Source organism: Sphingomonas sp. GC_Shp_6, assembly GCF_026540835.1.
Taxonomy (GTDB): Bacteria; Pseudomonadota; Alphaproteobacteria; order Sphingomonadales; family Sphingomonadaceae; genus Sphingomonas.
In genome coordinates this window covers 21091-46363 of sequence record NZ_JALNUO010000015.1, presented here as the reverse complement: position 1 = coordinate 46363, position 25273 = coordinate 21091, and the positions used below count along the sequence as shown (strand labels likewise).

20 protein-coding genes are annotated in these 25273 nt (G+C 61.2%); 6 read left to right on the top strand and 14 right to left on the bottom strand.

All coding sequences use genetic code 11. The features are described from left to right. Positions 1 to 2: 2 nt before the first annotated feature. From OXQ95_RS15070 to OXQ95_RS15055, 4 genes are read right to left on the bottom strand one after another with little or no spacing between them, the layout of a single operon-like run. Positions 3 to 2411 carry a VirB4 family type IV secretion/conjugal transfer ATPase gene (locus tag OXQ95_RS15070; RefSeq protein WP_267382236.1) on the bottom strand — a complete coding sequence of 803 codons (2409 nt, stop codon included), beginning with the start codon at positions 2409 to 2411 and terminating at the stop codon, positions 3 to 5. Further along, on the bottom strand, positions 2408 to 2740 hold the full coding sequence (locus tag OXQ95_RS15065) for a VirB3 family type IV secretion system protein (RefSeq protein WP_267382234.1): 333 nt from the start codon (positions 2738 to 2740) through the stop codon (positions 2408 to 2410). The genes OXQ95_RS15070 and OXQ95_RS15065 overlap by 4 nt, the downstream gene beginning before the upstream one ends. After that, positions 2740 to 3045: a TrbC/VirB2 family protein gene (locus OXQ95_RS15060; RefSeq protein ID WP_267382232.1), complete on the bottom strand. Its 306-nt coding sequence runs from the start codon at positions 3043 to 3045 to the stop codon at positions 2740 to 2742. Before OXQ95_RS15060 ends, OXQ95_RS15065 begins: the two co-directional genes overlap by 1 nt. After that, a complete protein-coding gene (locus OXQ95_RS15055) occupies positions 3042 to 3758 on the bottom strand; it encodes a lytic transglycosylase domain-containing protein (protein ID WP_267382230.1) in 717 nt (238 codons plus the stop codon). The genes OXQ95_RS15060 and OXQ95_RS15055 overlap by 4 nt, the downstream gene beginning before the upstream one ends. Positions 3759 to 4363: 605 nt before the next feature. Here OXQ95_RS15055 and repC point away from each other — a divergent pair. The 5 genes from repC (at position 4364) to OXQ95_RS15030 (ending at position 8337) form a co-directional block, all read left to right on the top strand. Next, on the top strand, positions 4364 to 5719 hold the full coding sequence (gene repC / locus OXQ95_RS15050) for a plasmid replication protein RepC (protein ID WP_267382228.1): 1356 nt from the start codon (positions 4364 to 4366) through the stop codon (positions 5717 to 5719). A gap of 226 nt (positions 5720 to 5945) precedes the next feature. Continuing rightward, positions 5946 to 6848, top strand: a complete 903-nt coding sequence (locus OXQ95_RS15045) for a replication initiator protein A (protein WP_267382226.1) — start codon at positions 5946 to 5948, stop codon at positions 6846 to 6848. 23 nt (positions 6849 to 6871) lie between these two features. Continuing rightward, on the top strand, positions 6872 to 7294 hold the full coding sequence (locus tag OXQ95_RS15040; protein WP_267382224.1) for a hypothetical protein: 423 nt from the start codon (positions 6872 to 6874) through the stop codon (positions 7292 to 7294). A gap of 287 nt (positions 7295 to 7581) precedes the next feature. Beyond that, entirely contained in the window at positions 7582 to 7875 is a 294-nt protein-coding gene (locus OXQ95_RS15035; RefSeq protein WP_267382222.1) for a DUF736 domain-containing protein, read from the top strand. Between the two features lie 300 nt (positions 7876 to 8175). Then, a complete protein-coding gene (locus tag OXQ95_RS15030; protein ID WP_267382220.1) occupies positions 8176 to 8337 on the top strand; it encodes a hypothetical protein in 162 nt (53 codons plus the stop codon). A 31-nt stretch (positions 8338 to 8368) separates the two neighbouring features. On the opposite strand, the gene OXQ95_RS15025 is transcribed toward OXQ95_RS15030, so the two are convergent. The 9 genes from OXQ95_RS15025 to OXQ95_RS14985 form a co-directional block, all read right to left on the bottom strand. Next, on the bottom strand, positions 8369 to 9217 hold the full coding sequence (locus tag OXQ95_RS15025) for an SIR2 family protein (protein WP_267382218.1): 849 nt from the start codon (positions 9215 to 9217) through the stop codon (positions 8369 to 8371). Then, positions 9217 to 10293 carry a DUF262 domain-containing protein gene (locus tag OXQ95_RS15020; RefSeq protein WP_267382216.1) on the bottom strand — a complete coding sequence of 359 codons (1077 nt, stop codon included), beginning with the start codon at positions 10291 to 10293 and terminating at the stop codon, positions 9217 to 9219. The genes OXQ95_RS15025 and OXQ95_RS15020 overlap by 1 nt, the downstream gene beginning before the upstream one ends. Before the next feature lie 40 nt (positions 10294 to 10333). Beyond that, a complete protein-coding gene (locus tag OXQ95_RS15015) occupies positions 10334 to 11173 on the bottom strand; it encodes a phosphoadenosine phosphosulfate reductase family protein (protein WP_267382214.1) in 840 nt (279 codons plus the stop codon). Continuing rightward, positions 11170 to 14475, bottom strand: a complete 3306-nt coding sequence (locus OXQ95_RS15010; RefSeq protein ID WP_267382212.1) for a hypothetical protein — start codon at positions 14473 to 14475, stop codon at positions 11170 to 11172. Before OXQ95_RS15010 ends, OXQ95_RS15015 begins: the two co-directional genes overlap by 4 nt. Then, on the bottom strand, positions 14472 to 15395 hold the full coding sequence (locus tag OXQ95_RS15005) for a DUF4007 family protein (protein WP_267382210.1): 924 nt from the start codon (positions 15393 to 15395) through the stop codon (positions 14472 to 14474). The genes OXQ95_RS15010 and OXQ95_RS15005 overlap by 4 nt, the downstream gene beginning before the upstream one ends. Positions 15396 to 15404: 9 nt before the next feature. Beyond that, positions 15405 to 16580 (bottom strand): cysteine desulfurase family protein, encoded by a 1176-nt coding sequence (locus tag OXQ95_RS15000; protein ID WP_267382208.1) that lies wholly within the window; start codon positions 16578 to 16580, stop codon positions 15405 to 15407. A gap of 8 nt (positions 16581 to 16588) precedes the next feature. Then, the gene (locus tag OXQ95_RS14995; protein WP_267382206.1) at positions 16589 to 18916 is read right to left on the bottom strand and encodes a DNA sulfur modification protein DndB; all 2328 of its coding nucleotides are present in this window, start codon (positions 18914 to 18916) and stop codon (positions 16589 to 16591) included. Position 18917: 1 nt separating this feature from the next. After that, on the bottom strand, positions 18918 to 19568 hold the full coding sequence (locus OXQ95_RS14990; protein WP_267382204.1) for a hypothetical protein: 651 nt from the start codon (positions 19566 to 19568) through the stop codon (positions 18918 to 18920). 200 nt (positions 19569 to 19768) lie between these two features. Then, positions 19769 to 20335 (bottom strand): recombinase family protein, encoded by a 567-nt coding sequence (locus tag OXQ95_RS14985; protein ID WP_267382202.1) that lies wholly within the window; start codon positions 20333 to 20335, stop codon positions 19769 to 19771. 693 nt (positions 20336 to 21028) lie between these two features. On the opposite strand from OXQ95_RS14985, the gene OXQ95_RS14980 reads away from it, so the two are divergent. Next, the gene (locus tag OXQ95_RS14980) at positions 21029 to 23989 is read left to right on the top strand and encodes a hypothetical protein (protein WP_267382200.1); all 2961 of its coding nucleotides are present in this window, start codon (positions 21029 to 21031) and stop codon (positions 23987 to 23989) included. 226 nt (positions 23990 to 24215) lie between these two features. Here the strand turns inward: OXQ95_RS14980 and OXQ95_RS14975 are convergent, their stop codons facing one another. Beyond that, on the bottom strand, positions 24216 to 25178 hold the full coding sequence (locus OXQ95_RS14975) for a hypothetical protein (RefSeq protein WP_267382198.1): 963 nt from the start codon (positions 25176 to 25178) through the stop codon (positions 24216 to 24218). Positions 25179 to 25273 lie beyond the last annotated feature (95 nt).

Below are 25273 nucleotides of genomic sequence, written 5' to 3'. Positions count from 1 at the left end.
CCTCACCGCAGCCCCCGCCGCTTTTCATGGAACGCGGGCAGCCAATCCTTGGGATCGTCGCCGAGTTCAGCGCGCAGCTCGTCGACCAGGCCGACGGTCGAGGCGCGCCCCGAGAGGATCGCCAGCATGTCGTCCATGCCGTCGAGATCGAGCTTCACGACGATCGAATCCTGCCCCTGCTTGATGAGGAACTGTCGCGATTCCGGGACCAGCTCGTAACGGATGAGGCGATATTCCTTGGCGGTCAGCCCCAGTCCGACGCGATAATCCTGTTCATCGGCGCGGGGATTCGGAAACAGAATCCATGTCGGGGTTTGCCCGATGATGCTGCTCGCGATCGGCGAGCGCAGCGCGTGTTCCGGATTCTGGGTGGCGAAGATCAGGAAGGCGTTCGCCTTGCGCCAGGTCAGCAGCGCATTCTCGATGTAGCCGGCGAACTGCGGATCACCGAGCGCCTTCCAGAACTCGTCGATGACGACGACCAGGCGCTCCTTGCGCGCCAACAGGGCGTCGATACGCTCGAACATATACATCATGATCGGCGTGCGGACCTCGGCATTGTCGAGGAAGTCGGTCATGTCGAAGCCGACGAACCGGCCTTCGAGGCTCACCAGATCCTCGTCATTGTCAAAGACCCAGCCGAGCGCGCCGCCCTGCCCCCAACGCTCGAGACGGGCGCCGATGCCCTCGGCGTCGCGGAAGCCGAGCACCTCGCGCAGCTCGCCGAAGGTGCGCGACGCGATGGGAAGTCGGCCGAGCGCCACCAAGCCCTCGTCGATCAGGCGTTCCTCGCTCACCGTCAGCGGCTTGCCGTCCTGTTTGACGAGCTGCCTAACGAAACGACCGAGGAACGCGCGGTAGTACGGCGAATAATCCCCACCCTTGAGCGGCGCGAAGCCGGTCGGATGGCCGTTCTTCAGCGCCAGATAGGTGCCGCCCGAAGCGCGGATGTAGATTTCGGCGCCGCGATCCTTGTCGACGAATATCTGTCGTGCGCCGGTTTTCTCGGTCATCGCCATCAGGGCATTGAGGCCGACCGTCTTGCCCGAACCCGTCGGGCCGATGACGCCGGTGAAGCCGACATCCTGGACGTGGAAGCTGAAATAGTAGGAGGACAGCGCGGTGGTCTGGAACATCATCACCGCCGGCCCCCAATGGTTGCCGTCCGGCTTCCCCGCCGGATAGGTATGGAAGGGCGAGAGCGCTGCGAAGTTGCGCGACGTCACCATCGCCGGTCGCGCGCGCCAGCGGGAATTGCCGGGAAGCTGCGCCCACCAAGCAGCTTCGTTCGCGCTTTCCTCGCGCACTGCGACCAGGCCCGCATCCGCGAGCAGGCTTCGCGCGGCCGAAAGATTGTCGTTCAGCTCGCGCACCGTATTGCCGAACACGGCGAGGCTGAAATGATGCTCGCCCATCACGAAGTGATTGCTGGCGAGATCGTCGGCCGCCTCGTCGAGCGCGTCGGCCGCGCTGTGCGCGTCGTCGTCGGTGGAGATGAGCTGTCGCCGGCGCTTGCGGACGCGATCGGCGCTGTCGGCGCGCGCCATCGGCGCCCAGCTCTGTGTGATGCAGCACTGGTAATTCGCGCTCAGCAGCGCATCGAGCTGGCCCGGCCGCGTCGCGGCGGGATATTCCCGGATGCCGAAGATGCCGAAATATTGGCTTCGGTCGTGCGCGCGGACCTCGCCCAGCTCGCGTCCGAAGATGAGACGGTCGCCATAAAGAGCGGAGCCGAGATGACCGCGGACCAGCGGCACGCGGCGCCGGCGTCCCATCAGGATCAGCTCGAAAACCTCCAGCGGTTCCGAGAACGTCAGGTCGTTGTGGTCGTAAAGGGTCAGCCGGCGCGGGGTGAACCGGCCGAGCAGCTTGATCGTCTCGCCGACCCGCTCGTTGAACCGCTGTAACCGCTCGGTTTCGACATCAATGTAGGCGTCGACCTTTTCCCGCTTGGAAAAGAGGCCGGCGACGGCGACCGCGATCTTGTCGGCAGCACCGACCGCGGGTTTTTCGACGATCGACAGATACAGCTCGTTGATGAAGCCATGCTCGCCAGCCGTTCGGCGGCGATAGGCGGCGTCGAAGCTGCGCGCGAAATCCGATCGGAACTCGCCGCCGGGATAGGTGTCGCTGCGCTCGCGGATCGTGTGCGTGATCCATTCGACCCGCTCGTCCGACAGGTTGCGGAGCGTGCTGTTGATCTTCTCGTGCATTCCGTTGAGATCGCTCTGGTCGAGCGTTTCGAACGAGGCGCCCTGGAGCTGCACCACGGCGATCAGCGAGCCGCCATCCGTGACGATCGTGCCGGCGTCGGCGTGCCGCGCATAAGGGAGGAAGTCGGTCGGCTCCTTCTCGCGGCGCGCGATCGAGAACGGCGTGCCGCCGGTATGGTCGAGCTTATCCGCCCTCACCACCCGAACCCCTTGCGCTTGAGCGGTGCCACGGGAAGCGGCGAGTAGGAGCTGCCGCCCCACCATCGCCGATCACGGTTCGTCCACTTCGTTCGCAGCGCGAGATTGAGCAGCCGGAAGGCGTTAGGCTCGTGCCGCACGATCAGCCGTGCGGCGCCGAACCCGACGATAGCCACGGCGAGCGCGTAGAGCGGGTTGGCGAGCAGCAGCACCAGGACGCCGAGCATCGCCAGCGGCACGGCCGCGTCGAGCGGGACGCCGAGCCACATCGGCGGTCGGCTGAGCGCCAGATAGACCGGCTCGACGATCAAGGGTTCGTCAGGCTTCATTACCCGCCGGTGATTTGCGTCAGCACCCAGGAGGCACCGAAGATCAGGCAGATGCCGCCGATGACGGCGACCAGCGGCCCGGCGCTGGCCCGGCCCGAGAAGAACCTGTATCCGCAGACGGCGACAGCAATGACGGCGACACTCTTCGCGATGCTGCCGGTCAGCCATCCCTTGATGTTGTCGACGAACCCCTGAATGTCCGTCGTCCCCTGCGCCATCGCAGGGCTCGTGAGGGTAAGGGTGGCGACGATCGCCAGCGCCCAGAACGCCGGCGAGCGCAATGCACTGTGTCGAGAGCTGTTCATTCGGACTTCTCCTTGCGGTTAAACGGCTCCGCGCCCGCCGGGTCGTTTGCGAACACCATGACGTTGACGGGATTTCCGAACGCGACCCAGGGCGGCGGCGCGGGCCGCTCCGATAGGTCGGCCGCTGGCACGCGCACCGCTGCCGGCGACGCGACCGAGGCCGGCGCGCCCAGCACCAAGCCGGTGCTGAGGACCGGATCTATCGACGCAAGATTCACAGCTACCGGGGCCGTACGACCGAGCTGGGGGACGATGGTCGCGGCGGCGCGATAGACTCGGCCGACATAGCCGTTGCCGAACCCTCGCCAGGAGTTGCCTGTATTATAGATGGACAGCATCGCCGCGAGCGACCGCTGCGCGGACCCCGCGCCCGCGACCCTGCGGTAGCTCCGCTCCATCATCGTGCCGGCCGCCGCCATGTTCTGGCAGGCGTCGAACGCGCCGAAGACTGTCAGCCCGAGGCCGGGCGCCGTCCGCGAATTGATCTGGCCGATCCCCATGTCGATGCTGTGACCGCGGGCGATCAGCGTCTGTGCGGTCTGGACGGCATCCTGCCGGGATCGAGGATGGAAGCGCCGCCCGGTCGTGTTGTCCCCGATCGCCAGCGTGTCGAGGCGACTTTCGTGGTAGGCGACGGAGAGCAGGGTTTCCCGGGCAACGCGCGGCGCGCATTTGTCGGCAAGGCTTGCGGCAACGGCGAGCGACAGGATCACGGCACCGCCATCCCCGTCCCCGACGTTTGGCGGCTGTTGCAGGCAACCAATCCCGCTGTCACGCGCATGCTACTGATCTCCAAGCCATTCAGGCCACGATCAGAGATAGGGCGGCGGGTGCGAACGGGCGCGTCCGATTGCCTCGGATTCCGGCCCAGATAAGACGAGAATCGAGACGGTCTGCCCGAAAGCACGAGTCCCCGCCCAGTCGGCACCGGCGCCGATGTGGGACGATCTGCTCGAAAGCACGAACATTCGCCGGTCGGTCTGCCCGATAGCACGAGGATCGGGCCGCGTCGGTCCCCTCCCCCGCGGTTAACAATCGAGCTGCGCTACATCCCTCGATTCGGCCCGCCTGGGTCCGGCGATGCGGATGCGACGCGCCGCCGGCCGAAACCGCACGTCTCGCCGGTGCCATGAATGTGCAGGGAGACGCCGTGCTGACATGAAAAACCCGGCGCGAGGCCGGGCTTTTCGGGGTGCTCACTAGGAGCGAGGTGGAAGTCACTTCCTAGCCGAGACCCCCCACAACCGCAAGCGAAACGCGCGTTCCGCGCCACGTCGCTGTGTGTCCGCACGAGCTCCAAAGGGGGAGTTACCGAACGATGACCTATGCCTATCATCCCGGAGCGGGCTTTCGTCGTTTCGACGGCGCGGCGGCCGACGCCGACCAGCTCGCACAGGCATTTCGCGGCCTGCCCGAAGGCAGCGGCCCCGGGCAGGCACTCGCCGCCTTCAAGCGCGCTGCTGCCTATATGGCGGTCCCGCCCAGCGTCGTGCAGCTCGTCGACGTCCTGTTCGCCTGGACGAAGCCCGAGGATTGGCGATCGGCGTCGACCCCGATCGTCTGGCCGCGCAACGACAAGCTCGCGCGCAAGTTGGGATTGAAGGTGCGGCAGGTGCAGAACCTGCTCGACCGCGCGATCGCGCTGCGTCTCATCAGCCATAGGGACAGCCCCAACGGACATCGCGGGGGCGTGAGAGCGCCCGACGGCACGATCAAATGGGCCTATGGCATCGTGCTCAGCCCCATCGGCACCCGTCTCGAGGAGTTCCGGGCGATCGCGGCGCGCGGCGCGCGCGAGGACGAGGAGATCGACGCCCTGAAACGCCGCCTCACCGCGGCACGCCGCCGCACCGCCAGCCTCGCCCAGGCGGTGGTGGACGGCATGGTGGCCGGCACGGGCGCCGACGAGGAACTGGCTTTGGCGCAGAGCGCCTCGCGTCAGATGCGGAATGTGCGCGACATCGGGCTGCTGACGGGCTGCGTCGAGCAGATCGAACAGCGTGGGAGGGCGCTGGAGGCGAAGGTCGCGGCTGTCCTACTGGAGCGCGAAGCGCTCAATCAGCATGTCGATTCAAATGATATTGCACCCTCGGATGCGAATGATTGCATCCACTTTACAACTACAACTCAACCCCAAACTGCTAAAGCAGCTACGAGTAGAGGCTTGGCGGAAAGAAGTAGCAGGGATTACGACGTGAGGTCGGCGCTACCGCAGTCCGAAGTCGAGGAAGACCTGGCGAAGCACGGCGTCGATCCAGATTTCATCGAGTCGGTCACGCCCGAATTGTGCGGTTCCCTTGGTCTCGGCCGACGTGGATGGGGGGAGCTTGTTCATCTCGCCGAGAAGCTCGCCGACCAGCACCATATCCATCGCCACGCCTGGCACGAAGCCTGCCGCGTCATGGGGCAGCGCGGTGCGGCCGCATCGGTCATCGCCACCGTTCGCAAATACCAGGCCGGCGAGGTGGAGAGGCCGGGTGCCTATCTTCGCGGCATGAGCGGGCGCGCCGCCAAGGGCGAATTGAACCTGGGGCGGACCTTCCACGGCTTGAAGGATCTTCGTCAGGCCGGAGCGATGCGGGCCATGCAGGCCGGTGGCGATCCAAGCTCGGTCGGTGAGCTGGCCCGCCGCGCGCTGGGCCGTGGGTTCGTGCTTTCGGGCAGGTCGTCATGATCGGCCCCGTTTCTGCTCGTCGCCTCGTCGGGTTTGGACGGTCTGCCCGAAAGCACGAGTCGTCCTCCCCTCCCCGACCCCTCATTAAGCTTTACAGCATCGGGTTGGAGCACCGGGGGTCGGCTCGACTCGTGCTTTCGGGCAGATCGTCGTCGTGAAGCGGTGCGCTTCACCTAAAATGCCGTTACGATCAACGCTCAGAAGAATCAGGCGCCGAGGGACCGCCATGACGAGCAAGCAGCAGATCGTTCTCCGTCAGGGCAACCTGTTCGAGCCGGACAGCCCGCTCCACGGCAAGGTCCGCGGCGAGCGCAGCGTCATGGACTTTCCCTTTTTCGCCCTGTCCAAGGTGCCGGTCGAGAAGGAGCTCGAGTTCAAGATCGGGAAGCTCAGCATCCAGATCAGGCCGAGCGCAACCGGCATTGCGACGATGTATGACAAGGAGATCATCCTCTACGTCGCGTCGCTGATGAACCAAGCCATCCAGCGGGGTGAGGAGGTCGACCAGAACTTCACGTTCACCGCGCACGACTTTTTCCGCATCACCGGCGTCGCGCGCCCATCGAAGCGCGATTACGACCGTTTCACCGATGCGTTGGAGCGGCTGCAGGGCACGCAGATCAAGACCAACATTCAAACCGGGTCGAAGATCGAAAAGGGTTGGTTCTCGTGGCTTTCGGAAGCCACGGCCGAATACGCCGTGCTTCCAAGCGGCGAACAGCAATTGAGGGTCGTGAAGGTCAGGCTTTGCCCGTGGCTTCACCGTGCCATCCAGCTCGACGGCCATATCTACCATTATCACCACGACTATTTCCGTCTTGGTACGATCGAGCGCCGTATCTACGAGATCGCGCACTGCCATTGCGAAGGCGAAGAGATCGAGTTTCCGATGGAACTCCTGTCGCGCAAGGTCGGCTCGACGGCCAACCACTCGAAGTTCAAGCAGCATCTGAAAGCGGTCGAAGCTCGTGACGACCTGCCCGAATATCGGCTTTCCCTAAAGGACGTCGTTCCTGACGAACCGCGCATCGACACGCGGGGACGTCGGGTGTCGAACCTCGACACGATCGTCGTATTGACGCCGCGTAGCCGCACGTCGTCCGGTCCTCTCGAAGCCCAGGCGGCTTAACGCCGCACAGTCGGGGTGGCCGAATGCTCGCCTGCCTGTTTCTTGGAGATAGCATCGCGGCCGATACGGCGGCGAGGTTGCGCGCCGCCTTGCAGGATCGATGTGCGATCGTCGCTCGCAAGGGTGCGAACACCCCAGCGATCACGCTGATTGCCCCCGCAGCGCTATTCTACACGGCCGTGTTATCGTCCGGGTCCAACGACGGCGGCAGGACGGACCTGGGTATGCGCCTCGATCGCCTTCGCCTCTCGGTGTCGGCGCGATACGTGCTGTGGATCGTGCCCTATGATCGTCGAGCAGCCCAACTCGTTCGATGGACCGCAGCGCAGCATGGCGACAACGTGGTTGACTTGGCAGGGCTGGCGACCCGCGACCGGATTCATCCGTCCTCCTATGAGGGCTTGGCCTATGCCCTTCGCCGGGGTGGGTATGCAGGACCGCGATGACCGAGATCACGGGTCAGTTCCGATTACAGTCTGCCCTTGGTCCATCCGCGCCACACGGCCTCTGTCTGGCTTGATCTAACCGGGGGGCGGCTGCGCCTCGATCGTCTAGCTGCAACGGGGAAGGCGACCTTTTTTCCGCCGCCTGCGGCTTTGCATCGCGAGCCAAAAAAGGCCCCTTTCCCATCCTTCGCTGCGCTGCGGCCGCAAGCGGTGCATCGCCGATCGCCCCCGGCACTTGATCGCCATCGAGGCCGCGACGGACGCGGATCGAAGCAAGGAGATCAGACATGGCTACCATCGGCACCTTCACCGCGACCGACGACGGGTTCACCGGGACGCTCGCCACCCTCACCCTCAAAGCGAAGGTCAAGATCGTCCGCGTCCAGAAGGACAGCGAGAAGGCTCCGGACGCGAGGGTTTACGCCGGCACCACTGAACTCGGCGCCGCCTGGTCTAAGACATCGCGCGAGGATCGGCCCTACATGGCCGTGAAGCTCGACGATCCCAGCTTTCCCGCCCCGATCTACGCCAACCTAGTCGAGGGCGAGGACGGAAGCTTCAATCTCATCTGGTCCCGCTGAGGCGACCGCCGGCCGGGCAATCCGGCCGGTACCTTGTGCTGGCGAAAACACCGTTGACCGAAAGAGGGTGTCGCCAGCGACGGGAGCAAGCTACGATCACCGAACCCGTGGAGACACGGGCGGTGCCTGAAAACGCCGAAGAGCAAGAGCCGGTTCGAGTCGACCGGGTGGCGGACGCGTATGTCCAAGCCACTCGGCCAAAGGCGTTCGCGCCTAGCTTGCTCTAGGTTTTCAGCACCCGGTTCCGAAGCGACGACACGCCCAGTGGGCGTGTCGCCGGCTACGAAAGGTGCAATCGCAATGAACGACCACGTTGCTAAACTGCCGGCACTCGATATCGCGGTGTCCCTTATGAAAAACGCAGTCGCATTGTTGGATCATGCTGGCGCGAGCGATGCAGCTGCGGCGCTTCAGGGTGCAATTGACATTGCCTGTGAGGAGCCGACGCTGGAGAACAGCTGATGGGTTAACCCCTCTCAGCAGTGACCCGCCTCTAGGCCGCTCCCAACAGAGCTACGAACTCAGTTAGTTCAGCATATTCATCGGCAGAACTAACTGAAACAACACGTATTTTGAAGTCCTTGAACCAGCGCTCCTTTTCAACCTCATTGACTTTTTCCTTAGTCAAAAGAGCGTAGTGTGTCGGGCCGGAGTCAGGTGCGAACGTGCTCGCAACATAGTTCAGCATTAGATTGACTTCCGGATCGGTCATAGAGGCGCCAACAAATACAACCGTGTACATAGAAAACATCGTTGCGAGCATGTGTTGGTATGCAGACTCCCGAAACAAGATATTACGGTAATCTTGGTCAGTGAGGATAATACCGTCGCCGCTGCGCGTAGCATCACCATGAGCTTTCAAGATAAAAAACTCGCGGCTCGACAGGCTCCGTCGGACTTCACCCGAGTCCTTATACGTGCAAACTGTTACATCGGGGTCCTGGCTACGGTACGTTCTCTCAATCAAAGTATCGTAGTTGGTCGTGAGAACAAACTGTAATCTCTTAAGCCCGAGCATGGCTCGATGCAGATTGGTAGGTGCGGGCTTTGAATCAACAAATACCTTTCGGATGAAGCCCGCGAAGTAGCTGCCGAGATCGACCTTCAGGCCTGATGCCGCCATGAGATATCGGTCTTGATCGATGAGAGACTCGTAATCCGCGACCTTCTGAGCACCCAAACCAACGCTGCCCTTTGTCTCCTCGAGCATATCCCGGAGAAGCTGTCCCCATTGGGGAAGTCCTGCTCCTACCGATGCTCCGGCGCCCACTAACAGGCCTACCCGATCTTTCCTATATTCTTCGATCAATGGGGGCGGTATGTCTGCCGGATTGAACGCCATTACTTAACCTCCACGTCCGGAAAAAACTTCGCCAGTGACCGTCGTCGGGTCGATAGGCTCGCCGCCTTGGCTCCCTCGGTCCGAAACGCAAAAAGGTAGTCGTACAAAGCTCGGTCAGTGGACTTAGAATCCGCTCTGCGAGAGTTAAGCAGAATGTCCTGCTTAGATGTATAATCACGTCGACGCTTTTCAAACGCATCGTAACGGGTGGTAAACTTGGCGATGTCGATTGCTTTCCCGGCATCTTGATACTGAAGGATAAGCGCGAGAAGGTCGACAAAGATCCACTTTCGTGTTATGTTATACTTAGTCCGCTGGTCTACTTCACCTAGCACATTCAGAGCTTCGCCGACGCGCGCTGATAAGGCTGTGATGTCTTCCATCGGTTTGGCGTTGTATTCGCGCTGAAAGTCCCGAAGATCCGGTGCCTTCAGATCGTGAGTTACACCAGTCGCTGCTACGGCAAACGCATAGCTTGCATAATCAAAATGCTTCGTGCGATCGTCCCGGATCTTGGTATATGTAAAAAACTCATGGGACTTGGTCATCAACTGGATGATATTCCGCATCTGTCCGAGATCGGCATTCCGCAACTCAGCTGGATTTAGCGGCATGCCCATCTGAAGACGCGCAAACAGAATGGCGATCTCATCGTTTGTGGACTCAACGATTTCACCTACGCCTACCTGAAATGCGAGAAATCGATCGCGAAGGGTCCTGCTTAAGGTCGTGAATGTACGATCGGCTACCGTAATTCCATGTATGGGCGGGAGGGCATCGCTACTCTTGAGCGTGAAGCCACGCCCCTTATGGACGTCGGACTTCTTGGACGCGAAATCCCAAATCGCTTGGAGCCGTTGCTGCCCGTCCACCGCCTCGTAAGCATGCAAGCCGCCAGCGGGTAGCTTCCGCAGATATATCTTGGGCACGTCCATGTTGCGCAGGATGGAGTCGATCAGCAGCACGCGACGGTTCTCCCGCCATGCAGGCCCACGTTGCCAAGCCGGCGACAGATTGATGCTGTCTTTCTGGTCGATCAGCGTCTGAATCGTCCATAGACCCTGTTCAACCTTCATCCGCAGCCTGCCCCCATCGTCACGTCTTTGTTATCCTGATCTACTTATGACAGATCACGCAACCCGCATCGGCCTCATCGACACCGTAAACGTCATCTACTGAATCATCCGTCTCAGCAGCGAGTGGGTTCTTGGGTCGCCGCTTTTTTAGCCGCGCAACACGCCGATCGTAGTCCAACTCAATCGCCTTGACGCGTTCCGGCTCGATGAGTTCAGTGAGGCTCTCGCCCTGGCTCCACGTGAAGGGAGATCCACCCTCCAGAGCCGTCTTCTCGTACGCGATCGCTTTCTCAAACTCATCGGGATGGTGCGCGGCCAGGCGCACCCATTCGATCTTCTGCTGAAAGAAGCAGAACGTGCACCCCGAGCGGGACCGCCAGCTATAATATTCGGGTTCGCCGACGTCGGCCTGCTGCAGGAGCTCGATGACGCCAGCGCGATCGATCCCCGCCTCACGCAGGGGAAGATGCACAAGCATGTTCTCGTGCGTGGCCTGATAGCCTTCACGCGAGGGTTCGTCCGCGCGGATGGCGACGTAGGAATGAATAACCGTGCCTGCCTCGAGCGCCGGCTTGATCCATTGCTCTAACGGCCGCAACTTTAGCTGCCGCGTGCACCACCTGGTTCGCGGCGATGGTAGGAAATTCCCGTACTCATCAAGCCAGAAATCGAAATCCCGATCGGGGTTGAGGCGCTTGATCGGCTTTCCCAGGAAACCCTCGAGCCGATCGAGGAAGGTGTAAACCTCAGGAAGCTCTTTGCCGGTGTCGGTGAAAAAATACTCGATGGGCAACTCGGGCCGGTGCTGACGCATGTAGACAGCTAGCGCCGCGCTATCCCGGCCACCCGAGATGCCTAGGATATGGCGTTCCTGTGTCATGCAACCTCCATGTCCTGGTCGGCTGCCAAGGTCGCGACGGCGCGCGCAAGCGCGGCCATTCTCACGCGATCGAGACCGTCGCTCTTTCGAAGTGTCTTCAGAACCTTCTCCGCCAGCAGCGCGGCGTCTGCTTTCTCGGGCTCCGTTAGAACGAACGACCGCAGAAGGGGCGGTGTACGCGGATCTACCCCAATCACCAAGGCGAGTGCCTCGGTATTGGAGCGACGGTCCCTCACGACCGCCAGCGCCTCGAGTTCGCGAAACTGCCTGCCGAACCGCGCCATCTCAAGCAAAGCCTGCTCGCGGTCGCGGTCAGACCATCCATGGGCTGGCTTGTGGAGCAAGACACTCGCGACGCCTTCGATATCGCCTTCGCCGCGTTCAAATGCGGCCGCCCGCATTGCAAACCCCTCAAACGCGTAATCGTTAGTCAAATCCTTGATCGATGTGGCTCGCTCCTGAGCCCCCAGAAAGGTGTTGGGATCAACAGCGAGAGCTTTGGCTAGCGTTGCTTGCAGGTGCGCCAGCAGCTTTGGATAGGCCCCAACGGCCTCCCCAAGCGCATCGATGACGACCTGCGCTGTGAGCCGGTCGCCCAACGTCTCCGGCAATGCCTCGAAGAGCAGGGCTTCGGGGTCGCGCGCCTTCAGCACCGCGCTACGGATCTTCTTCGCATCGGCCGACAGGGTGTCGGTGCGTTGCGCATAGACGGTCAGTCCCTTGAATCGCTGAAACAGGGCCTGTGCGACCGGCAGAGACGAACTCTCTCCCTCAAGACCGAAATGGCGCGCCAGATCGCTGAGGAACGCGGCTTCCTTGGTTGAGCGGTCGACACGCTTGACCCGAAAATCGGCGGGCTTCTGAAGAAGCTTGTCAACGAACACGTCGTCGAATTCGGTCTGGAATATGCCGTCGAGGTAGACCGCGAGATGATCACGGTTTGCGAGCAAGATCGCCAACGCCAGCACCGGCATGATCCCCGCTTTCATCCCGAAGGGGGGACGAGACCATGTCGCATAGACATCCGCCAAAGACACTTCAGATGCGTCGGCCAAGATCGACCAGGCGGGCAGCAAACTAGGCCCGTCCCCCATGTCTTGGGGCGCTCGGAAGTCGACGTGACCGTCTGCATCTGGGCCATGAATTCCGAAAGGCTTCAGCACCGTTAGATAGAGGCCCATCTCCGCGGGGAATCCCTCGAACCCGAGGTCCCAAGCGTGCGTGTTGCGAACCATCGCATGCCCAAGTTCACGAACGGCCGCCATCGCGCTCGACGATGGCCGGTCGCGCTGGAGCAATTCGCTTTTGAGAACAGGCGCAAGGTCATAGGCGGAATCTGCAAGAGCGGTCGCCACCATCGAAACGGGATCGCGGAGTGCCTTGGGCGGCGATGATGCGAGCCACCACCGCGCCCGGTTCAGCGCGGCCTCAAGCTCTCGGTAAAGAACATCGACACTGCCAGACCGGCGCGCCGCCATTTCGCGCCGAGCGATCCGATCGCCTTCGAGCTGCGGATGGTCACGAAATACGCGTTCCACGGCGAAAAGGTCGGAGGCGCTTGATCGCAGCGCGTGGCTGTTTGCCGCGCCGGCGACCGCGGCGACGGTCCCGGCCTTGTGAAGATGCTTCGCGATCGCCTTGCACCGGCTGTCGACCTCGGAAACGTCCAAAGAGCCATCGCTCAGAGCGAGAACGAGCATCCCGCTCCCACGACTGCGGCGCGCAGCCAGTCGAGCCGCAAGATCCGCCGCTGTGTCTTCGCGCGTTAGAAGCTGAACAACGACCTCGAACGTCCTGAGCGCACCTGTGCGGAAATAGTGCCGTTTCGCGGTAGCAAAGCCAAGACCAACGCGCTGCGGAATCGAGGCGAGCTGCTCGAAGTCGAGGGGACTCGTCGCTCGATTTATCGCATCTTCAAGATCGAAATCGCTTCCCGCGAACAGCGCGTATCCGCCGAGGCGGGGCTGCCGGATCAGTACCGCCCAGTCCACGAGATCAGCAATCGCGCTTGTACGATCCGCAGCTGCCACGTTCGGCACGGCCGCGCCGAAGATGTCATCTGCAAGGGCTAGGCCCGAGCCGTTGCGGAAGAACTCTATGACGGCCGCGGCTTTGGTCAAACGGACGTGGAGCTGTCCACCTTTGGCAGCTGCACGCTCGATCGCCTCGAACGCGAGGCTAAAACGGCTCCCGTCGCTACCATTCGATAGCGCCATGCCAAAATTTGAGGCCAGATAGTCCCACAAACTGTCCGGGCCGTAAGTTGACGAAACGTCCCTCGTCGATCGAAGGAAGTCCTGGAATCCGAATGGTTCGGCCGAACTCAGAAAGCCGAAAACGCTTCGCTCGTTCTGCGCAAATCGTTGCCGGGAGACCGGACCTAGGAGCAGCGACGTAAGCGGGTTCAGCGGCCATGTGGCCGCGAGGGCCTTAGCCAGAAGCCCCTCATCGGTCGGCTTCCGACGCGCGATCGCTCCCGCAACAAGCGACGCTTGTTCGTTCGCGGACGCCGGCGGCTGGGCGCCGGTGATAGCGCTGCCGAGGAGCGTGACGGTTTCGTCCGCTCCGGCGAGGAAAGGAATATCCTGATAACGTCCCTGGACCTTGGCCCATTCCTGTCGAGCGTCGCGCGCCGCGCGCGCGACGTACTGGTCGAAAGCCTGGTGGAGAATGCCAACCACGACGAGGCGCCCTTCGGATCGCGCGCTTCGCTCCGCAAGATCCTGTAGAAGGTGGATATCACCTCCGGCAGACGCTTCATGTTCGAGCAGCTTGCCCAGCTCGTCGAGGACCAAGAACACGCCGCTGCGTTTGCTCGAAGCGGCGAGCATGAGAGCGTTGATAAGGGCGTCATCAGTTGCAAGCGCGCGATTATAGGCGGCCTTGCTCCACTGTAACGTGGTGGCGGCAGCGTCGGCGATCGATTGACGTAGGCCCATGCGACTGCCGGTAACAGCAACGATAGCCCAAGGGCCGTCAGCTTCGGGGAAAGCCCGTCCGTAAACGGCAGTGAGCTCAGGTCCTGCGATTTCGCGCGCGATCGCTCTGTTTTCTGGATGCCCAGCAACCAGGTTTGCGACGAGCAGCGCGGCGCTCGACTTGCCGCCTCCGTACGGTCCAGTCCAGGTAAACGCGCCCTGTCGGCTCTCGATTTGGCTATCCGCAAGTGTCGTGAGGGCTTTCGTGACGCTGGCTTGCATCACGTAGCCAACGAGCGGAGGCGTGCCCTTTAAGTCGGCGTCGAGACGCGCGGACCTGGCGAACCGCCGGTTGATCTCCACGGTTTCAGAGAGTGGCGTCATGCGGCGACCCGATCATGCATCACATGCCCATAGGCACGTGCGATAAGCTTCATGGGTTCAATGTCACCGAGCCGTTGAACCTGCCGAAGGCCTGCGGTGTCTGTCCAGCGCCACGCGCCCGCAGTGACACCCTCGATAGCCATCAGCCGCGTGACGACAGTGTCCTCGTCGAGTTTGAAAACTCGACCCGGCGATCCTGGCGCGTAGCAGACCTGTTCGGCAGTGATAGCACTGGAGCCGCCACGTGCCTCCCAGAAATCGGCAAGCGCGTAGGCGAAGACGCCGTCGGGCAATGTCGGCTTCGGCCCTCGGACGAACTCGTGCCAGCCGCCTACTCGCGCCTCACGGATCAATCCAAGCTCTGCGAGCAGCGGTTCCGCCGCATCATCGCCAGCCATCGCATCACGACGGACGTAGCTTCGCAGAAAAACTTCCACGTCCCTCTTGAGGGTATTCGGAGTTGCCCGCCACCCTCTCGTCCGAACCAAGGTCATCAGTTCTTCGATGAGGCTCCCTGTATCGAACTCGATCGCGGACAATACATTGAAGGCGAAATACGCCGTCGTCGTCCATTCTGGACTGCTCGCCACCCCCCAATGAGCCAGCCAGACAGTCGCGGCGTGCTCGAGATATGGATCATAGCCATCGTCCGCGAGGATGGCGTCGCCAAGCGGCGTCGGCTTGATAATGCGGTCGCGCTCTTCCAGGAAACCCGTCGCCAGACCCCAAAACCGCATCGAGACAGCCATGTTGCGACCGACTCCGAACCGTGCGATAGCGGAATGTTCCTGGAATGTTCCCGGTGATACTCCATCACGAACGGTATCGTAGGCTTTCTTCAGCCACAGAAGGCGCAGCGGGAAAGTTTCATGGCCTGCAAATTGGCCACGGACGTCTGAATCGGAAAGCGCATGCCTCATCGCACCCGATTACATCCTACTGGCGAGATCGTCCAGTGGGGAGTGCTGCCGGAACGCGGCTTCGGCAAGAGCAGGCACGACCTGTCGAACTTCGGCCAAAGTGTTATAGCGCCCAAAGTATAAACGGATAACCGAACCGGCCTTTATTGGTGGGAATCCCATCGCGATAAGTACATGAGATGGCGTTACCTGCCCAGACGTGCATGCGGAACCGGTCGATACGCTCGCAATCGGCGACAAAGATGAGACTAATCCATCCGCGGATATCCCGTCTACCGCGATGCTCACCGCTCCTGCCAGCACCGAAGCGTTTCCCGTAGTGACCGTGAAGCTTACCCCCTCGTCTATTAGGCCGCTGCAGAATGCGTCAGCAAGCGCACGGCTGTGAGCCATGTCCTGCGACATCCGGTCGACAGCAAGGCGAGCGGCCGCGCCGAAGCCAGCGAGAAGAAAGATCGGCTCGGTGCCCGGACGTAACGCGCCTTCCTGCTTCCCGCCAAAAGACAATGGAAGCGGCTTAGGTGCTCCAGAGGCGATATAAAGCGCTCCTGCCCCCATAGGTCCGTACATCTTGTGCGCGGATATCGACATGTAATCGACGTCGAGATCATCGACCTCGATACTAATCTTGCCCGCCGCTTGCGCCGCGTCGCAATGCACTAACGCGCCTTTCTGACGGGCTATCATGGCGACTTCCGCAACCGGTTGCACCGCGCCCGTCTCGTTGTTCGCCAGCATGATCGAGACCAGCAGGGTTTCGAAATCGATGACCTTTCCAATCGCCTCGATGTCCAAAACGCCTTCTGCCGTGACGGGAGCGTGCACGATGTCGAACCCATTACCGCGGAGGCTCTCCGCAGCTTCCAAGACGGCCTTATGTTCGATCGTTGAGACCACAATTTTTCGGCGAGAATTTCCCGACTCCAGTGCCCACATGGCGGCGCCCCGAATGGCCAGATTGTCGGCCTCGGTTGCGCCCGAGGTAAAAACAATCTCGTTCTCGCTCGCGCCGATCAGTGACGCCACGTCTCGGCGCGCCTTATCGAGGATCACGCTCGCTCGCGCGCCTGCTGAGTGAGGCGATCCAGCGTTCCCGGGAAACGATGACGCAAGCACCATCGCCCCGAGCGCTTCCGGCGCCAGAGGGGTGGTGGCAAATCCGTCGAGATAAGCTGGCTCGTGCACGTGCCGCCTTAGAGGTTCTCGTCTGACTCAAACCCCGGATCGACGGGAGCTTCCCATGTTTCCGCCTCGTCTTCGACAGGTGGCGCCTCAGCCGCATCCTCCGGCACCGGAGCTTCCACCAGGGCCTTCTTGCTAGGCACTTCTTGAGCCAGCCAGCCAACGTTCCGAAGGAACTTCTTGAAGGCTTCGTACGCCGTGGTCGTGATCTCGGATCGGTCAGCCGGAGTAAGGTTTTCCTCTCGCTTCAAAACGCGAGTGAGGAAATCCTTCTGATATTCCTGCTCCAAGGACGTGAATATTTGTCGACGGCTCTTTTCACGCTCTGCGGCCAAAGGTGCTTCTAATTCCGTCCCCGAAGCACGCCAAATTTCCAACAAAAGATACTTGTACTTGGGCCACTGCGCCGGCTGCATCTCGCCTCGGTATACGACGCGGCGGAAGGTAGAGTTCGACGGCGTAATCTTCCAGTCCCGGACGTCTCCTTCGAGCGTGTCCTGGAACACCTCGACCAATCGCTTAAAATCGCGCGAGCTAGTGGGCGAGAAGAAGGCGTTGATGTCCGCCATGAACGTGTTGAAGGCGCCTTCCGTATCGATCGGCTCCAAGCTCTGCTTGGACCGATCAAGGTTGGCTCGCTCCACCTCGCCGAAGAAGCCGGCGATCATTGCTGTCTGGAACGCGACCGTCGTGAGAACATTGTCATAAAGCTTGTTGACGAAGTCAATCACCCTGGGATGGGTGCCGCCCTCTTCTGACCTCAAAGCGCGCTTGTCCGAAACCTTGGCTAAGAACCTTTCGGCGCGTTCGTGCTTTAGCTTGCCGATGAACTCGTCGACCAGTTTCTGCGTCGCAACGAGGCGATCGAGAATCTCCTGGAGCTTGGGTGCTTCGGCACCAAATTCCTTAGATCTGATTTTCTCGGCCAGATTTTCAGTGTGCGCGGTGAAGGTGCGGCCGATCCCCTGCCCCTCGAACAAGATGGGACGCAGTTTCGTGTTGGCCTGAGCCCGCAGCTGTTCGCTAAGCCAGAAGACGGCGCTCGAATGTGCCTGATAGGGTGCGAACTGCTGAAAGGCGGCTACGACGTACTTTCCGAACCGCTCGCGGAACTCCTTCGTCAGGATATCGCCCGCCCCAGCAGTGTAATACTGCCGCGACGTTGCGTCTGCTAGATCGGCTCCGAGAAGGTTTCGCCCGTTCAAGCGGCGAAACGAACCGAAATTCTCGAGATCTGTGCGGAGGTAGTAAAGCCCTGCACGCGGCTTGGCGCCATTCACGTCCTCAAGTTTGTTGAGCACAATGTGCTCGATGATGTAATAGATATGATTGACACCCGAGATCGCGATCGGGCTTTCAATCTTCACTCGGTCATGCGCCTGATCGAGTTCAATATTGCTTATCTCAAGCGTGGACCCGGCGTGCAGATCCCCCTTCTTGATTGTTGACAACGTGTCTCGCAGAAAGAGAGCGATCAGGTCGTTGTCGTCGAGCAAGCGGTTACGCGATGCCGAAACCTGTCGCGCAGTCTTGTTTAGAGTTAGGAAGATTGACCGGGCGGCCATCTTGACGTTGTATTCGCCCTCAAAGCTTTCATCAAGTTGCGGAAATGTACAAAACATAACCGGAAGGCTTATGTTCTTTAGCTCAAACCTTTTGATGTAGTTCGGAGTCCATTCCTCATAATAGTCCTTGTACGGCGCCTTCATGGCGTCATTCCAGTCCTGCTTGAGGTTGCGATATACCGCCAACAGCGCCATTGCGCGGTGCTGACCGTCCACGATAACCAGTCGCGACTTGTTGGTGTTTAGGCGCAGCCGCACGAGGTCATGCTCATACAACTTTCCATGCTGGAGAGGCTGAACAAACTCGAAAACTTCCTGCCCCTTGATGCCAGACCGGGTGATCTGCGCCTCATGGCCCTCAGCCGTCATCTCTACATCCGTGGTGACCGGAGGATAAAAGTCAGCCGGCTTATTCTCGTATGCCTTCACTGGAAGCACTACGACGATGATCGGCGGAAAGAGCTTCACGAGGTCGCGTGACTTATGATCGAGCAGGTAAGGAACCAGGTCCGATGAGACGCGCGCGTCGTCAATATCCCGCTGCATGATCTCGTCAAACTCGAGGTCGGCCGTCGGGAAGATTTCCCTCACCGGCGCAAGGTGCTTCAGCACCTCCTCATTGGCGCCGTTCTCGAAATCTAGTCCAACGTGGGTCAGGAAGTATTTCACCTCCACGGACTTCTGGATTTCGCCACCCGCACCGACACTGAAGCTGCCGACCGATCCCTCGAGCGTTAGATTGAGTGCAGAGGTGACGCTGAGACCGAGGGCCATTTTAGTTTCTTCCTAGAATTGGGTAATATATCCGGTTGAGGATATTCTCGATGTCGACTGCCGTATTATCGTCCGCCGCCGTTGTGCAGGTGAACACTATCAAGCGATCTGGTGGAATTCGTCGCTTCGCGACCTGCCAAGCGAAGCCGGCATCACTATTCCGCGCCGGCTCGTCTCCCTGTCGATGAAGTCGGCGATATCGTTCTATCAGCGCCTTGTGCGTCGCGAGGCGCGTTCGGAGTTCGCCCGCCATCCCCATATAGAGCGGACTAGCGAACATAGGCGCAGACATGTCCAAGACATCTCTGATCGTCCGCAGGCGGTCAGGATCGTCCACGATGCGCTGCACCAGCCCGCTGGAAACCTCGAATGTGTGCTCTAGCGTTCCTGTGTACGTCGGCTTCAACGGTCCCTCGACCCGTGCCTGATACGGATCCTCGCGGAAGTGCTTGAAAACCCTATTATCCATCGTCGTTCGGACGAGCGCCTCAGCAGCGGCACGGTCGGTGTCTCGGCACGCCTTGAGCTGAGTGATCGTCTGTTCGAGATCGTAGTCGGTGATCTCAGGGCTGTAATACCACGCGTACACCCCTGGCAGCGCAGGCGCGTTCACGATGTCGGCCCATAGATGCTTCTGAATGGCACTGCTCATCGAGTGGCCGTTTCCCGCGTTGATGACGCGACCGAATGCCCTCGTCTTCCTAGCACCAGCAATAGACGTCCCCCCTGCCGTTCTCGCCCTTGGCTTCAGCGAGGTTGAAGGCCGTAGGAGTGATCGGAAAGAAGCATAGCGGGCTCGACAGGTGCGGCCAAGACCATCCCGGTCCGATGGTTGTATTGGGTTGGCAGGGCTCACTTCCCAGCGTCCGCAGACGAGCTGGCGGGGATAGAGCGATACACAGTGCCGCGGGAGATACCGAGCTGGCGAGCAATGTGAGCGGGTTTCACCCCCTCCGCCGCTAGCTTGCGAATGGCTTCTGGATCAATCCTAGGCTTGCCGCCTTTATATACACCTTTCGCCTTCGCGGCCTCGATCCCTTCCGTCTGCCGTTCCTTGCGAAGGTTCGTCTCGAACTCGGCGAATACACCAAGCATGTCGAGAAACGCCTTGCCCGCGGCCGTACTCGTATCGATGGGTTGCTCGGTCGCCTTTAGCGCAACTCCCCGGCCTTTCAGCTCGAAGACAATGTCTTGCAGGTCTTTCATCGAGCGGGCGAGACGGTCGATGCGTGTCACGACAAGCGTGTCGCCCTCCCGCAGGAAATCGAGCAAGATCTGCAGCTCGGTCCGAGAGCCTCGCTGCGTGCCCGATTTTTTCTCGGATCGGACGGTCTGGCATCCGGCCGCGCGCAGCGCTGATTCCTGAATGGCAAGGTCCTGCCCCGACGTCGATACGCGTGCGTAACCAAAAAGAGACATCCGGACCTCATCTGTTCAATCAGACTCTAGACCCGTTCCGCGATGTGTTCAATAACCCAAAGAATGACCCTGATGGAACGCAAAGACTGTCTTAAACGGTATGTTCCGACAGGGTATACCCTTATTGACGATCGACTGTGGTTCTCTGCCCGTTGTCCGCATCCAGCCGAAATATCTGACCTATGCCTTCGTACCTGTCGATGAGCCGCTTGCGTGAAAGCGGGTGGGGTGCGGCGGGCGACCAAGTTGGCCGTATTGTCACTCGGAGATCGTTTCTGGCTGGCGTTGGCCGAGCGCCTCGGGGCGAATGCGCATACCGCCGACAAGGCTTGGCGAGAGGTCGCCAGCGATGTCGGGGTGAAAATTGTCGTCATCCCGTGAAGGGATAGACTCAAGGATGGGATGGTCTCGGTAGGCCTGCGGCGGACCAGAGCAGAATCGGCGTACTAGGTCGATTTCAGCAACGGCCCAGACGCCGAGACGCCGCAGGTCAATGGATCGACCTGCGCGGCCCCCACTAGGGTGCGGCTTGAGCGTTGAGCGCCACTGCGGCATATCAGCGGTGAATGGTTGAATAGGCGGACGGCATCTTCATCTACGAAGGCCTATGGTTTCGACCGGCAGAACATCGGCCCCGCATACCATGGCAATGCTGCCTGCGGCAAAGCGGCATGGCGCAGGCACGGGGGTAGCGTGACATCCAACTTCGACAACGTAAGCGGGTCAGGGAACGACCCGCTGCGCTTGAATCCGGTCCGGCTCGCCGCGCTGATACGGTTTCACTTGAGCGAGATGGGCGCGCGTAACGCGCATCACGAGTTCGAACATCTAGCCCGCCATGTCGCGCGTGCGCGCATCGCCAGCAATATTCTGCCGGCTACCGGGCCGGTTAGCAGCGGCGGCGATGGCGGGCGGGATTTCGAAACGTTCGCAAGCCGCCTCGCACCGCTGAGCGGAACCCAAGGCGGCTTCGCGGCTCGGTCGACTGGCGAGCGCACGCTGATCTTCGCATCCAGCCTCGAGACCAAGATCGAGGCCAAAATCCGGAAGGACATCGACGCCGCCGGGAAGCACGGCGGTGTCGACGAAATCGTCTACTTTTGCGAGCAGAACCTTGCCATCGGCAAGCGGTTGAGGCTGATCAAGCAGGCCGAGGCCAAGAATGTAAAGCTGCAGGTCTTCGATGGCGCTGCGATCGCTGAGTGGCTCGCCGAGCCCGACATCTTCTGGATCGCGCAGGAATATCTGCATCTGCCCGCGGAGGTCGCGCCGGCGGGCGAACTCGATAAAGACTATCAAGGGCGGCGCGAGGCGTGGCGGACGCGCATGCCCCTCCCGGTCAGTCGAGCAGACTTTCTCGCAATCAAGGTTGGGCTGCGCCGAGCGACCTTTGACGAGACCGCGAAGCCCGATCTAGGCTTCTGGCTTGACAAGATGGCAGCCTTCCTTTCGGAGCAGGCGCCACGCGATCTGGCGCGAAATGCCATGTACGAGACGGCGGTCGCTAATCTGCGCGGCAGGTGCGATATGACGCCAGCGGATCACCTCGTTGCCGACTATTTCGGCGATGTCGGGGAGCATGCGGCGATCGGCGAGATCACTGACGCGGTGGTCCTCTTGACCTATGCCATTAGCGGATCGCGCCTCCATCAGTATCGGACAGACGAGGCCGCGCTCTTCCAGCGTCGTCGGGAGCTCGTGAGTTTGTTCGAGGAATGGCTGGCTGACCCGGCGATCGGGCCCGGTCGCCGCAGCGGACTGCTCCGGATGCGCGGCGTGCTGGAGTTCACGCCCGCGGCGCCTGGCGAGCAACCTGATCCCGAAAAAGCGTTCGCGTTGTGGGGCGAGATGCTCACCCACGCCGCTCAGGCGCCGCTCTTGCCGATCGAAGAATTCAGCGATCATTTATCCCAGATAATCGAGGTCCGGGGAGCAACCGACGGCCTCCTCGATCTCGCGGCTCGGGCCGACGAACTGCTGGCGCAGCGGGCGGGTGACGCTGCGGCAGGCGAGAAAGCGGTCGATCGGGCATTCGCCCTTTTCGAACGCGACGAGCCGGTCGCCGCGATCAGGGAACTGCATCGGGCGAAGGCGAAATGGTTCAGCGGCGAGCATCTGGGTGGGGCCCTGCGGCTGCTGCTGCTGTTGGCAGAAAGCTACGGTCGGTTGGGATTGGCTTACGCGTCCAAGTACCATTCGATGGCTGCCGCTCAGATCGCTCGCCATGAGCGGCCCGATCGCACCGCGGACATGGTCGTTCGTTCAATCCTCGGTATCGTTGACGCAGAAGATGCGGCGGGGAACACGCTGGGTTTCATGCAGCTGTTTCCCGTCCTGCTCGCGGCACATCTTGAGCATGACCATCAACCGTTGGACATGACAGCTCACCCGCACCTGCAGGAAAACTTCGGGCAACTCGCCGGCCTGCTCGGCCTACTGAACCGCGTCGATGCTGACGCACGCAAGCGGCTCGACGCGTTGATGGCGCCTTGGCCGCGCGAGATCAGCGATCCGATCCGGCAGGCTGCCAAGCGGCGCAGTGGCTTTTGGAACAAGGGAAGTTGGGAGGAGACTTGGGCGAGTTTGGAGGAAGCCTTCCTCGATCGCCCTTTCGGTGACCTCGGCCCAACTCGCTGCGTACAGTGGGGGGCGCTCGGGATCGAGTGGCGGTGCGAGTTCGCCAATGACTATGCGACCACCCCAAGCGCCGAGCAGCTCATCGCTGAGCTCCAGTTAGCGGCGTGCGCGATGGGCGGACGCGACCTTGGGATTGTGCCCGGCACGATCACGCTTCGGATCGCAACCGACGATGCGGCAACGGCGCTGAGCGTTGCGATAGTGCCAGATACGCGTTGCGTAATCGACGTTACGCTGCCGGCGTCAGATCGTCCGCCCGAGGACTCGAAAGACAGCGTCATGCTGTTCCTGACGGTTGGCCGTTCATTCTCAGCGCTAAAGCACGACGCGCTGATAGCAACGTTCGACCGGTCGGTGTTCGATCCGATCTTCGTTGCCCGGCCCTATGCCGAACTCTACCGAGAATTCGTTCCGCTCGACCTTTTCGCCGAGGCGGAGCGTAGCAGTTTAGGGCCGTTTCAGCCGGCGTTCGAATTCGTGCCACGACATGCTAACCAGGTGCCGTGGTTTGACGGTCTGGGACCGACATACGACGGGGTCGAGGCGCGACTCGATATCGAACACCGCTACCAAGTCACGCTTCTTTCGCTACGACACACGTTAGAGCGGATCAAGCGCGACCCCATGGCCATGGCGCGTCTTTGGCGACTGCACGACCGGGGCATGAAGGATTGGGAGATCCTTAGTATTCTCGGCAACGTCGCGCTGAACCACCGGCTAGCGGCGGACGGTCAGGTCAACCCGGAGCGCCTTCGCGAATTGGGCGAGCTGTTGTTCAAGACCCCCGAAGCGCCGGAGGCGTCGCTCGATCCGGCACTTTTCGACGATGAGCAATTAGAGGTAGCCAGCATGAGCTATCTCGCCGCGTTCCTGAACGGCCGGAACCTGCTTGCGCCCGAATGTCTCGACTTTGCCGAGCTCGAACGGTTTTTGGCAACGCGCTATCGGCTCCGCGATGACGATGTCGAGCACGGTGACCCGTTCGGCTGGGCACTGACCGCCCCGCCTTCCTCCTGAACGGCGTATGCCTTTTTGCATCTCGCGCGTGGAGCGCACCGTAAGCAAGCGAGTCCCGCACACCAGAATTGAGGGTGTGGAGCGTCACCCGGCGGTGCCGGAACCGTCGCTCTATTCCGCTTCGCTTCCAAAGCACGCGAGCGGTCTCCGCCCACGGGTAAGCGAGCCTAGCTAAGATCGGTCGGCCAGCCCGCACGGCTTCATGCCTCCAATCGCACGGACGTTGCTAATCGCCCCTGCCCGTCGGGTCGGCCGTCGATGCCTCGGGATCAGGCTCGTCAAATAGGAGACCGCCCGCCTGAAGCTCTTTCAGGCGCACCTGTTCGGAGGCGGCGCGCTCCTCGTCGGTCTGGTCGAAGCTGGTATGTAGGTAGACCAGGACATCGGGCTTGAGCCAGGGAGCGATCGCCGGCTTGTCGCCCTGCATGTCACGATGCCACCGCCGCGCCCGATCGACCGGATCCATGTCGAACTCCATCTCTTCCCGATGGAAAATCATCCGCTCGCGAGTGGCCGGCGCCGAAAAAATCCGCTTGTAGACGCTGAAGTACCAGATCGGGTCGATATTGGTGCCGGCGAACTCGTGGCGTAGGAACGACGTGACACCGTTGTTGACGAGACCAACGCGCAGCAGCGGCGCGGGGTAGCGTTTGTTTGGGACATAAACGCTTTCGATCAAACGGCCCGCCGCCGCCCCGACATCTTCCATCGCGCTGACGAACGAGCCGCCCGCTGGTGAGAGATGCTTGAACACCTGAGAAACGCGCGGACCGAAGGTAACCAGCGTCATCATGACTTTCGCGCCGTAGAAGTCCGCCCAATACTCGAGCGCGCGATAATCTTCCGTCTCTTGCTGACCGGCGTAGAGATGCCGATGTACGAGGTGCGCGATTTCATGGCCGAGTATGATCAGATGGAAGAACATGCGCGCAGCGTCAGTGATCTGCTCGCGCGCCATATCGGTCGGAAGGGCAATCCAGACGTCGTCGCCTCGGCGGCGGATGCACGCGTTGACCGTGCTGCCGACGGCGATGGTTACCCTCGGCCCGAGTTCTGGCAGGAAGAAATACTCGAAATCGGCCGCCGCCATGTGTGCAAGCGCTTCGCCGTCGAGCGGATCGGGAATCGTCGTATCGGCAGGCTTGGGCGGCAGCATGCCTGCGAACATTGTGTCGGTCGCTGCCTCCATCAAGTGCGGCTGCTGACCACGCGGCCGACCGAACCCGCGATCACGGTGGCTGAACTAAGGGGGGTCGAGCCTCACGCGCTCCGTAACCCATTGAA

Bases quoted from the DNA above. Each gene is read 5' to 3' on its own strand.
- OXQ95_RS15065 (WP_267382234.1), bottom strand. From the start codon at position 2,740: ATGAAGCCTGACGAACCCTTGATCGTCGAGCCGGTCTATCTGGCGCTC.
- OXQ95_RS15060 (WP_267382232.1), bottom strand. From the start codon at position 3,045: ATGAACAGCTCTCGACACAGTGCATTGCGCTCGCCGGCGTTCTGGGCG.
- repC (WP_267382228.1), top strand. From the start codon at position 4,364: ATGACCTATGCCTATCATCCCGGAGCGGGCTTTCGTCGTTTCGACGGC.
- OXQ95_RS15045 (WP_267382226.1), top strand. From the start codon at position 5,946: ATGACGAGCAAGCAGCAGATCGTTCTCCGTCAGGGCAACCTGTTCGAG.
- OXQ95_RS15040 (WP_267382224.1), top strand. From the start codon at position 6,872: ATGCTCGCCTGCCTGTTTCTTGGAGATAGCATCGCGGCCGATACGGCG.
- OXQ95_RS15035 (WP_267382222.1), top strand. From the start codon at position 7,582: ATGGCTACCATCGGCACCTTCACCGCGACCGACGACGGGTTCACCGGG.
- OXQ95_RS15030 (WP_267382220.1), top strand. From the start codon at position 8,176: ATGAACGACCACGTTGCTAAACTGCCGGCACTCGATATCGCGGTGTCC.
- OXQ95_RS15025 (WP_267382218.1), bottom strand. From the start codon at position 9,217: ATGGCGTTCAATCCGGCAGACATACCGCCCCCATTGATCGAAGAATAT.
- OXQ95_RS15020 (WP_267382216.1), bottom strand. From the start codon at position 10,293: ATGAAGGTTGAACAGGGTCTATGGACGATTCAGACGCTGATCGACCAG.
- OXQ95_RS15015 (WP_267382214.1), bottom strand. From the start codon at position 11,173: ATGACACAGGAACGCCATATCCTAGGCATCTCGGGTGGCCGGGATAGC.
- OXQ95_RS15010 (WP_267382212.1), bottom strand. From the start codon at position 14,475: ATGACGCCACTCTCTGAAACCGTGGAGATCAACCGGCGGTTCGCCAGG.
- OXQ95_RS15005 (WP_267382210.1), bottom strand. From the start codon at position 15,395: ATGAGGCATGCGCTTTCCGATTCAGACGTCCGTGGCCAATTTGCAGGC.
- OXQ95_RS14995 (WP_267382206.1), bottom strand. From the start codon at position 18,916: ATGGCCCTCGGTCTCAGCGTCACCTCTGCACTCAATCTAACGCTCGAG.
- OXQ95_RS14990 (WP_267382204.1), bottom strand. From the start codon at position 19,568: ATGAGCAGTGCCATTCAGAAGCATCTATGGGCCGACATCGTGAACGCG.
- OXQ95_RS14985 (WP_267382202.1), bottom strand. From the start codon at position 20,335: ATGTCTCTTTTTGGTTACGCACGCGTATCGACGTCGGGGCAGGACCTT.
- OXQ95_RS14975 (WP_267382198.1), bottom strand. From the start codon at position 25,178: ATGGAGGCAGCGACCGACACAATGTTCGCAGGCATGCTGCCGCCCAAG.